Source organism: Acaryochloris sp. IP29b_bin.137, assembly GCF_028285745.1.
Lineage (GTDB): Bacteria > Cyanobacteriota > Cyanobacteriia > Thermosynechococcales > Thermosynechococcaceae > Acaryochloris.
Window position 1 is genome coordinate 39274 of sequence record NZ_JANQOP010000124.1, and the last position, 10622, is coordinate 49895.

Genomic DNA, 10622 nt, shown 5'->3' on the forward strand with positions numbered 1-10622 from the left:
CGATCAGAGTTCAGTTAGGTGGATGCGCATAGTCCATGGTTTTTCTCGATTGTTGGATGACGCTTTCGTCAGATGGAGCGGATTTAGGGATGGATCGCGGATCTAGCCTCATTCGTCCCTGAAACTCTAGATAACGTCAGTAGAGACTTCCGCATACTTGAGAATCATTTGAATGGTATTGAGTTCATGCTCAATGCAGGACATCTCGGTATTGAAATCTTGATGCAGGTTGGTCTGAGCATCAAAGATATCATGGCCCGGCCGATAGTCTTCCTGAGCACAGCGATGATCAAAATAGAGTTCTTCCAGAATCGTTAAACTGGCTTGCCAGCGTTGTAAATCCAACACCCTAATTTGGCGAATCCAAGCCTGTTTGACATAGATCGGCAGAAAGCGAGATAGCTGGATATATGAGATTAGGCGGTGGCAGGAGAGTGCAATTAGCTCTCCTAGAGAAGGGAGCGTTGCGGATGTTTCCACGGCCTGGAACAACGAGGTTTGGGCATCCGTTGAACAGGTCACTTTGGCGTGATCTCGGTTTAGCGAGATGGCATATAGGGATGGGGTTGAGTTGGCCCATGTCGCCTGGATGGCCTCATCCCTTTTGTGTGGATTCCAATCGGACTTAGATCCTTGAGTTCCTTTATCTAAGAAATTGCTAACCATTTATACTTCTCCCAGTCATCATTCCCCCTTCCACAGAGACCCAAGTTGCAAACCCTGTATTGAATCCTTGAGCCGTCCTATTGGAGGGATATGCTAAGCATCTCAGATCTAAAAAGGGTCAGCGATGAGAATCATCACTGACCACGGCTGAGAGCTATCACGACGATGACGTGATTGTTATCACTTAAAGCGAATTCAAGATGCTTGGCGGTGGGAACGGACTGGCTATCCCGAATAGGAATGGAGAGACGGCTCGGAAGGATTTAAGCTGAGCAAGCAAGAATTCAAATAGGCTCCCATCTGTGCCATTAGCGTGGAGTGGGCTAAGAGGGACTCTTGGACAAATTGACCGGGTGCAGCCAGAGCTTTCAGCATTTGTCGAGCCGTGAGAAATCGCTCTCCCGGGAACCGAGCAATCGCCTTATTTAAGATAGCGACAAAGGCCGAATCTTCTGCGAATGCCGCTTCGTGCCAATCGCCGATCCCCGTATCCAGATTGAACAAGTCGTAGGGGGTTTGTCCGGTTATCAAATAAATACCGATCAGACCCAGGCTGTAAAGATTGCTGGAGTAATAATGTTGATCGAGAATGACTTGCTCGTGGGGTAGGAAACCAGAGATGGGAATCCAGGGGATGGGCCGGATGTCGTTCTCTAACAACGTATTGGCAATCACCTGATTCAGTAGACCTCCGTATTGGAGCACGGGTTTTTGGTCTTCTTCCCGTAGCACAATGTTGTTGGGTTCTAATGCACAGTGGACCACCTGATTTTTGTGTAGATAGTCCACGAGAGTCAGTATCTTGGTCAAAATATGTTGAACGGTGTCCTCATCTAAGGCTCCCTGTTCTTGAACGGTTTGGGTGAGGGTGAGCCCTGGAACCCATTCCTCAACCAGGTACATTTGACCAGTCGTATCGACAAAGCTAGATAGCCAAGGAATTTGGTCATGAATTCCACCTAGTTTTTGCCAGGTATCGATTTCGGATTGAAGGCGATCGCAAAGCTGTTTTTGGATATAAGCATCTGTGGTTAGGGGTTTAACCTGGCGAATAATGCATGGCCGACGAGACGGAAGCTGCGTATCTTCTGCTAGCCAGGCGATACTCCAAGGTCCGTCTTCGAGAATACGGACAATCTGGTAGCGATGATTGAGTAAAGTAGGTGTCGGTGTGATACTAGCGTTCGCCATGGTGTGTGGCCCCCAGAACATTTATGTCTTGACAATGGCAGCTTTATCAGGTCCACTCAGTGAGGCGTATCACATCCGGGAATTGAACCTAGTCACAAAAGCATGGCTAATCGCTGGGGCTTGATAACCTCAGTGTGAGATGAGCACACGAGAATAGAGCTTAATACAGGCCATCTTGAATTCTGAGTGTGATCGCTATCACCCTTAAATAAAAAGTCCTGCATCAACGCCAAAGTAATCAGCCAAAGATTTAGCTTGAGTGATACTAATACCTCGCTTACCGTTCACCACTTCAGACACAACCCCTCGCGATCCAATAACACCGACCAAATCCTCTTGAATACATTCTCTGGTCTCCATCTAGTGCAGCAATACTTCACGGGGGCTACTGACAGGAATCGGATAAGCGGTATCTTCATACTTTTCAATCAGCATCACCAGTAGATCGAGAAGCGCTTCTTGTTCTGAGGTTTGATTCGGGAGATGTTCTAACTTTTGTGCAAGTGCGATGGCCGAAGGCCGGTCGATGATCATCGCAGCCTCGTTTTCCTGTTCAGAAGTGATCACTTTGGGACGATACTCCGCTAATAATTGACTGTAGATATCCGCATTAAAAGTAAGGGGCATTTTCCCAGAGATTTTTATCGTGATCAGTGTGGGTCAGAATATATTTGGTGTAGACTTGCTGCTTAACGTAGTTGATATCCACAACTAAACAATAACTAGCTCAAGACGAAGGTTATACGGTGATGTTGGTGACTCACGACAACCGCATTCTAGATATGGCCGATCGAATCCTGCAAATGGAAGACGGTCAGCTACCGCCCTCAGACTAAAGGCTTGTTGCTATAGTCTGAACTTGTGCGCAGGAGTCTCAATGCTGAGATGATATGGAGTGAATTGCTCAAAGAATACTATCTGAGTAAGAGCTGTTGTCTTGAGATTGTTGTGATGACTCGAAAAACAATAACTGCCGAAGAATTATTGGAGCGTTATGCTGCTGGAGAGAGAGATTTCAGCAATATTCAAGAGATCAAGTTCGAGATCTGTCGCCAAGCTCTATGTCAAATGAACCTCAGCGGCATTAATTTGAGTGGACTCGTACTGGAAGAACTCCCTCTGGATCAAATTAATTTTACTAAGGCTATTTTGCGAGAGACCAACTTCTTCGAATCGGGATTGGATGAAGCTATTTTCAGAGAAGCCGATTTGACTAAAGCCAGTCTCTTTTTTGCAGACTTGGATGGAGCTGACCTATCCTATGCCAAGTTAATTGAGGCTAACCTGGGTGGTGCCAGTATGATTGGTGCTAATTTGACTGGTGCTGACTTAACTAGAGCCGATTTAGCAGGAACTTATCTAGATAAGGCTAATTTGACGGACGCCAAATTGTTTGAAGCGTTGGTTGGAGATGCAGAGGCGGGGTTTGCCTATTTGGAGACTGCGATTTTTTGCAACACTACTATGCCGGACGGTTCCATCCGTACAGATATTCAAAGCTAACTCCCCCCTACTCAAATCAAAGAGTCCAGCAAATTAACAATTAAGATATCCGGCGGGCATGGGAATAATAATTTTGCTACTCCAAAATGGAGATTACGCTCTAAAGTTTGCGATTGCTGATAGCTTATCGAAACTTAGTGATACATCTTCCAACCCCAAGCTTCAATCTCCATGTCCAATACAACCAACGCCAACATCTTAATTAGCCAGTACGACGCTGGCACTCGTGATTTCACAGATATCAACCTTAATTCAGCCAAATTTTATGGCTCTCTCCACCACCCCATACTATTGGCCCACATCATTCTGGAAAAAGCTGATATAGAGAATGGAATTTTCTCTCATGTCGATTTGACAGGTGCAAACTTCCGTAGGGCCAATCTAAACGGTTGTTCATTTACGGGACCAATGCCAGAAGTCGATTTTACTGAAGCAAATCTCAGTAATACCAAAATTGGCCCCGGAGATCGGCGCGATGCCGTTTTTGCTTATGCCAACTTAACCAATGCAGACTTTGGTGGGAACCATTCGCGCGCAACGAAACAGGCCGATTACGAAAACATTGACCTACGCTACGCGAACTTAACAGGTGCACAACTCACTTCTAACTTCTCGGGCGCAGATTTTCGCGGTGCTCAACTCACAAACGCAATCTTCAAAGACAAGAGTAGTTACTGGTATCGCGCTACTTTGATTAGAACAAATTTCCATGGTGTTGATCTCAAAAACCACGATTTATCAGGGCTCGACTTAAGCGAAGCAAATCTAAGTGATACAAACCTGACTAATACCAATCTGGCCCATGCTAACTTAACAGGCGCTGATCTACGGGGGGCAATTTTAGAAGGGACAATTTTGGATCAGGCCAACCTGCTAAATGCCCAGTTTGATGACACTTTCGAAGCACACGGTAAAAACTTCTATGCTTGGGCAATTCAAAATCAGCAGGGTATGGGGCGCGATTTCGGTGCCGTTGACCTGACTTGCCTTAATTTGAAGGAATGCGACCTTAGTAGAAGCAATTTAACTGAGGCCAATCTGGAGCAAACTAATCTTGCCAGTGCCAATCTCCAAGATGCCCAACTTCAGCGTGCCAATCTTTATCGAGCCAACCTAACAGAAGCACAGTTAGCTAACAGTAATTTACAGGGAATACGAGCCATTGGGGCTAATTTTAGCGGTAGCTCTCTGGCCTCAGCTAACCTTATTCAGGCAGACTTAACGGATGCTTGTTTCGTAGGGGCCACGTTGGCAACGGCCCATTTGCAAGGGGCAAATCTCAGTAATGCCAATTTAATCGGTAGCGACTTGTCCAAAGCCAATCTAGACGATTGTACGCTCACAAACGCGATTATCTTCGATGTTGATTTCTCACAAGCGGTTAATGTCCCAGAAAAACTGCTGAACTACATAGAAATCAGTCATTCCTTAGGTATTCGACCACTGCATCGATTCACAACGATTTCAGAACAACAACTTCAAATCTGTAACGACCAGTATGGCCCAGATGCAAGTCAATACAACAATTATGCTGTTTGGTTTGATCAAGTTCCTTTGCTACCCAGTTATCAAGTTCCTCGATCCTTACTCGATACACTCTTTAGCCTCTCCCCAATCACACAGGAAACTTGGAGAGGGAATGCATCAGAAATGTACTACAGTTCACCTTTCTTTTTCAACATTTTCTCTAAGCCTAGTAGTTTATTGGGAGACCTTGAACCCACCACAGATGAAAAAAGAGAGCTAATGAAGCTTGGAGCAAAGATTTTTGCCCCAATCAAAGTCTTTTTCAATGATCTTGAATCTGACTATGCTAAGACAATTAAGCGTCCCCTAATACGGCAATCATCTGAAGAATTTGCCCAATGGATTATCAAAACCTCCGGATTAATTCTGAGGGAAGATGGGGATGGCGCATCGGCAGAAATTCCCCCAAATACAGCCCGGATTACATCAGCGGCAACAGAATTAGCCACTTTAGTGGGTCAGGAAGTTGTCATTTGTCTATTAAACGAAGGTGATTACAACGAGAATGAGCAATATTCTGCCTACGCTGTGATCAGTCAGAACTATCTCATGTTTTTCTTAAAGTACTGGGAGCTATAGTTTCTGGTAAAGACTGAATACCCATCCAATCACACCAGGATAGGGCTGGCATTAGTTTTATAGTACTATCGTCTGACTTTTGCCTTAGATTTGGAATGTTGACCAATACTTCTTTGAGTGGAACCTATGTTGATAGGGTTAATCTGGCAGTATTTACTTTAATCAAATAAGGTTGATAGCCTTGCTAATCTCGCTTCAGCGTTTTCTTTATTCGGCATCATGCCCATGAATCCTATACTTTGACCTAAGTTAGTCAGTATTTGGAGGAAAGCATGCTTGATAAAGAACCAGAGACTAGCGGTAAGCCATCCTCCAAAGAGCCTTGGCTGGCAGTTAATTGGTCGATGATTTTACCGGGATTAGGGCATCTTTATGCTGGCAAACCCTTGCAAGGGTGGGGCATCATTGTTACGTACTTAGCCTTATTTTTACTATCACTTTTCTCAGTCATTACGGCTCAGGAGACTGGGCTGATCGGCTTTGTTGCAATAGTCCTATTCTTATTATTGGGATTTGGCAGTTGGGTCGGTGCCTATCGAGCTGTAATTCGCACCAACGATTCAGCATTTGAAAATCATCGAAAAAAGCATAAAGATCCTTGGCTTGCTGTGTTCCTAAGCCGTTTCATATTAGGAGCTGGCCATCTTTATATGGGGAAATGGATTCTGGGCTCGATTCTAATCGTCGCCGAAATATTAACTTGGATTTATGCGCCGTGGCTAGTCTTCCTGGGGCTATGGTTTGTTTTACCCTTTGTCGCTAACCATGCTTATCAAGCTGCCTCAGATCAACGAAAAAACAGCAAAAATATCATATTAAAATTATTTCTGCTGCTGTTTATTGCCCCGATCGGGCTATCTATTCCGTTGGGTCTCGCTATTCGCTCATTGATTGTAGAAGCTCGGTATATTCCATCTGGAGGAATGGAACCAACTCTACAGATTAATGATCGTATCGTTGTGGATAAAGTGAGTTATCTCTTTCGAACCCCAAAACGAGGAGATATTGTTCTTTTTGAACCCACCCAGGCGTTAAAACGAGGTGGCTTTGAGAATGCTTTTTTAAAGCGGATTATTGGCATCCCCGGTGATGAGGTCGAGATTAAACAGAATGTTATATGGATTAATAATCAACCCTTGCAAGAACCCTACACAATGTCGGGAACTACTGAGAGTCCAAGCCCCGACATATGCCGTTCCAATTATGTAACGATGGACGTCGAGAGCAAGCCCATTGATCCACCTATTCCCATCTATTTATCTCAACCTCAAACGATCCCTCCCGATCATTATTTAGTATTAGGCGACCATCGGGAGAATAGTCTCGATAGTCGGTGCTGGGGACTAGTGAAACGAAGTGAAATTATTGGCCAAGCAACCAAAAGATTTTTCCCGTTTAACCGTATGGGTCGTTTGGATAAAAAGTAGTTCGAGAAGCGCTTCCTGTTCTGAGGTTTGATTTGGGAGATGTTCTAACTTTTGTGCAAGTGCAATAGTAGACTCATTATCCTGCTCAGAAGCAATGACCTTGGGACGATACTCTGCCAGCAACTGGCTGTAGGTCCCAAAATTAAAAAGTAGGGAGCATATTTCTAGAGGTTCTGATCGTCATCAGCGTGAGCCAAAATATATTGGATAGGGTTCACTCCTACAAGGTTGTAAGGGCTAGGCAACCACCTTATTTTTCTATACGTTCAAGTTCTTCACGAACAACCTTGCGTAGGGTTGCTTCTAGAGATTCGCGACTGGTCTGAATATGCTGGTGCAAGACTTCATTGATCAAAGTTTGATAATTTCCACCACCAGCCCTATGAACTTGCTCACGAAACCATGCCAGAACTTCATCATCCAGCCGAATCGTGATGCGAGTTTTACCAGATGGTTTCGGATCGATTGCTCCACGCTGACCTTTGCTGAAATCATATTCTGCTTCCATGACTATCCCTCTTCATACTGCTGTTGTTCTGGCCGAGTGGCTTTGCGCGCAGAGATGATTCTAATCTCGTTACCCCTTAGGGTGTAGACAACCACCAAAACTCGGCCAAATGCATCAAGTCCAATGGTGACCGCTCTTCATCAAACCGCTCGTCAGGGATGGTAATTGCCAAGTCATCTGAGAACACTGATACTGCATCAGCAAAGTCAACACCATGCTTACGAAGATTGGTTGCTGCTTTATCTCTATTCCATTGGTAGACCATCTCAAGCGTGGTATGCACACTTGTACATACTAACAGGTGCAAACTATTAATCTGGTTATTTTTTGTACCCAGAGATCGCTACTGTTTCTAAGCCATCAGACTGAGAATTCAGCCAAAACACTATCCTCCTAAAGCTAATAGGGCTCTTGTTCGGGTATCGAAATTGGGATCTATCGCTAATGCCTTTTGAGAATAGATCTTGGCTTGAGCTTTATTGCCTAGGGCAGCTTCTACTAAACTGGCTCGATAGAACAAACTGGCATCTTGTATGCCGAGTGCGATCGCATCCTGCAACACACTCTGAGCCTCCCGATATCGGTTCAGCCGCGACAGCACCCAAGCCAACGTCTTCAGAGTTTCAGGATCTCGACGAAGGCTGGCTTCTGTCTGCATCAGAGTCAACGCTTCCGGTAAATCTGCTTGGTGGCCTCTTGCTAACAGTAACTTTGCTAAATCCCGACGATGACCAAAATGATCCAGATCCTGGTGATCGCGAAACTCATGTTCGGCTTCATCCCAGAGCTGCTTGGCTTCCGTCAGCTTCCCTTCGAGAACCTTCAGTTGAGCGAGTCCCTGCAAGGCCGCATGGTCTAGTCCATGAGAGGCTTCTGGATGCTGAAGTAGTTGTTGATAGAGGGTTTCGGCAGTGCCGTAATTGCCTTGACGGGTTTCCAGTTCCGCCAGTTTGACTTGGGCAAAAGAAGACTGGGGTTGTAGATGTAGGGCTTCTTGATAGTACTGTTTCGCTAGAGGCAGTTGGCCCCGACGGGCATAATAGCGGCCTAGCAATGTTCGCGCCCAGGCAGATTGAGACAGTTGATCGGGTTGTTCTAGAGCCAAGGCTTGCTGGAAATCTTGGAGAGCGGCTTGATCTTCACCTTGGGCCACAAGGACCAAGGCTCGAAGGGTATAGCTGACCAAGGTCGGAGCTTGTTCAACCAACTGATCGGCCACTGGTTGTGCTTGCGCAAGCTGCCCCTGAGCTAGCTTGCTGGTCACAACAATCGAGAGGGCTTGCTGATTTATGGGATTCTCCTGCAGGACTTCCTCGGCAAACTGTAGCGCTTCCGTAAACTGATGTTCCGCTTGAGCCACTTTTGCCAGGGCCAGCTGGGCTTCGGGGTTATTGAAGGGTAAGTTAGTCAAAGACTGGCGGGCGGTTTCTTCCGCCTCGTGATACCAGTGGGTGTTGCCAGTCGAGGAGGCCAGTTGCAGATATAGAGTCGCGAGAGAGGCACGATCTAAACCATCTGTGGGATTGGCCTGAATTCGATTTTGGTAGAAGGCAATCTCGCGCTGCAGGGCATCTGTTACCGAATGTTCGACTGCATGGGAATGGGATTCTCTCGTATGGGCATGAGTTTCCCCCCCATGGGAATGGGCTCGGGCTGGCTGCCCCAGGTCAACGCTAATTCCCAGCACTAGGGTAAGCGTCACGCCTGAGAGCAAAGAGGTGCGGGACCATTTCCAGATATTCAAAATCATTGCAAAACCTCATGGTGGATTAGTAAAGCTTTCATCCTCTGCAAGCCAGGGCAGGGAAATCGCAAAGGATGAAAACAAATGGCTTTAGAACAGGGAGACTTAGTTGGGTAGCGCCAGGTAAGGAAACTGGGTTTGGAGTGGACTGTGACCCTGAGAGGGATTGCCGGGAGTGCCCTCGTAGGAGACGTTATCCGTGGTGATGGCCCCATTGGTGAGGACGCTCAGGGTGATATCCACCACATCGTCTTTCAGCAAGCGACCACGAATAGGGCTGCCTTTGCTATTCAGGGCATTGCCATAACCGCTAGTATCCGTGGTATCAATCCGCATCACGTCCGGTAAGAAAGCTTGCAGCAAGGTATTGGTGCGCTGGTCATCGTTGCCAATGGCTTTGAGGGTTTGAGCAGCTTCATTAACAATGGGACCGGCAACTTTGGCGGCAGGTTTTTGACCGGCTAGGGCAGCGGCTTCAAAGTCAGGACCGACGCTGTTGAGGGCGTTGAGGAAATCATTGGAAACAATCAGCCCTTCATTGACTGCTGGACGGGCCAAGCGTTCCACTTGTCGGTATTTGCCACCTTTGCCCCGGACGGAAATGGTTTGCCAAACGTCAAAGGTCGTGGCACCCGACTCATTCTGGAGGAACTTGATGGGAACGCGAACTGCGATCGCATTGACGTTATAGCCCGTCGTAAAATCGACCGCTTTATCAGGGTCCCGGAAGCCCACGGCAGGTCCTTTGCCTAACGCCCCCGCTCGGACCCGGAAAAACTGCTCCACATCAAAGAAAAAGGGATCTTCTCGGAGTCCGGCAAAAACGGAGAGGGTCTGGCCGCCCATGGGCACTTGGGTGGTCTTGGGGTCGCTATTAAGGGGGGTGGTGATCGCTTTGCCTACATGGCTGCTGCCGTCGCGAATCGTAGTAATTTTGACAGTCTGAGTCTGATTTGGCTTGGGTTGACTAAATTCAAACCGTAACGTCACATCTGGCTTACCCGTGGGGGTGGCATCGTTATCGGGGGTGCGAGCAATATGAAATTCGTAGCGGGCCTTGTTATTGAAATAGTATTGCTGCCGGGCCACCGACCGAGGGTTGGTATTCATAATCAACACCAAGTCATCGGTGGAGGCGTTGGGATTTTGATCGCCTTCGCGGAACACATATAAGTCCGTCAGGTTGAGATTACGGCTCTTGGTATTGGTTTCACCATCATCATGATCCGAAGCCAAGGTAGCGGGGGCAATGCTGCCCAACGAGAGGCCAAGTCCTAAAACCACGCCGCTCAATTTCAACAAAGATTTAGCAGAGAATCGGCGGGTGGCCTGATTTTGACGGGGGTTCGATAGCATGTCTATCTCCTGCGAGTACATCAATGCGTTGACAGCAACCAGAAAAGGCTGCAAATTGACTGATAATGGGCAGCAGAAGCTTGTCCGCCCTCGGGCAGACTTCGCCGTCAACTTCCTTTCA

Annotated in this window: 9 protein-coding genes and 3 pseudogenes; 4 read left to right on the forward strand and 8 right to left on the reverse strand. The window is 46.8% G+C overall.

Annotation, left to right across the window (positions count from 1 at the left end; genetic code table 11):
- Positions 1 to 126: 126 nt before the first annotated feature.
- The 4 genes and pseudogenes from Q0991_RS09565 to Q0991_RS09585 form a co-directional block, all read right to left on the reverse strand.
- Positions 127 to 666 (reverse strand): hypothetical protein, encoded by a 540-nt coding sequence (locus Q0991_RS09565; protein WP_299487783.1) that lies wholly within the window; start codon positions 664 to 666, stop codon positions 127 to 129.
- 225 nt (positions 667 to 891) lie between these two features.
- A complete protein-coding gene (locus Q0991_RS09570; protein WP_299487785.1) occupies positions 892 to 1857 on the reverse strand; it encodes a protein kinase in 966 nt (321 codons plus the stop codon).
- A gap of 204 nt (positions 1858 to 2061) precedes the next feature.
- Positions 2062 to 2484, reverse strand: a pseudogene (locus Q0991_RS25140) (transcriptional regulator).
- Entirely contained in the window at positions 2468 to 2566 is a 99-nt protein-coding gene (locus tag Q0991_RS09585; protein WP_299487791.1) for a hypothetical protein, read from the reverse strand. The pseudogene Q0991_RS25140 and the gene Q0991_RS09585 overlap by 17 nt, the downstream one beginning before the upstream one ends.
- Positions 2567 to 2573: 7 nt before the next feature.
- Between Q0991_RS09585 and Q0991_RS09590 the strand changes: the two are divergent.
- From Q0991_RS09590 to lepB, 4 genes and pseudogenes are all read left to right on the forward strand, one after another.
- Positions 2574 to 2693, forward strand: a pseudogene (locus Q0991_RS09590) (ABC transporter ATP-binding protein); the annotation flags it as partial.
- A gap of 115 nt (positions 2694 to 2808) precedes the next feature.
- Positions 2809 to 3360, forward strand: a complete 552-nt coding sequence (locus Q0991_RS09595) for a pentapeptide repeat-containing protein (protein WP_299487792.1) — start codon at positions 2809 to 2811, stop codon at positions 3358 to 3360.
- Positions 3361 to 3531: 171 nt separating this feature from the next.
- Positions 3532 to 5466: a pentapeptide repeat-containing protein gene (locus Q0991_RS09600; RefSeq protein WP_299487794.1), complete on the forward strand. Its 1935-nt coding sequence runs from the start codon at positions 3532 to 3534 to the stop codon at positions 5464 to 5466.
- 272 nt (positions 5467 to 5738) lie between these two features.
- On the forward strand, positions 5739 to 6893 hold the full coding sequence (gene lepB, locus Q0991_RS09605) for a signal peptidase I (RefSeq protein WP_299487796.1): 1155 nt from the start codon (positions 5739 to 5741) through the stop codon (positions 6891 to 6893).
- A gap of 250 nt (positions 6894 to 7143) precedes the next feature.
- Here lepB and Q0991_RS09610 read toward each other — a convergent pair whose 3' ends face one another.
- The 4 genes and pseudogenes from Q0991_RS09610 to Q0991_RS09625 all read right to left on the reverse strand — a co-directional run bounded on the left by Q0991_RS09610 (position 7144) and on the right by Q0991_RS09625 (position 10501).
- Entirely contained in the window at positions 7144 to 7401 is a 258-nt protein-coding gene (locus Q0991_RS09610; RefSeq protein ID WP_299487798.1) for a BrnA antitoxin family protein, read from the reverse strand.
- Between the two features lie 2 nt (positions 7402 to 7403).
- A pseudogene (locus tag Q0991_RS09615) lies at positions 7404 to 7666 on the reverse strand (BrnT family toxin).
- Between the two features lie 120 nt (positions 7667 to 7786).
- Positions 7787 to 9151 (reverse strand): tetratricopeptide repeat protein, encoded by a 1365-nt coding sequence (locus Q0991_RS09620; protein ID WP_299487800.1) that lies wholly within the window; start codon positions 9149 to 9151, stop codon positions 7787 to 7789.
- A 99-nt stretch (positions 9152 to 9250) separates the two neighbouring features.
- Complete coding sequence (locus Q0991_RS09625) at positions 9251 to 10501, reverse strand: DUF4331 domain-containing protein (protein ID WP_299487802.1); 1251 nt, start codon at positions 10499 to 10501, stop codon at positions 9251 to 9253.
- Between the last annotated feature and the right edge of the window lie 121 nt (positions 10502 to 10622).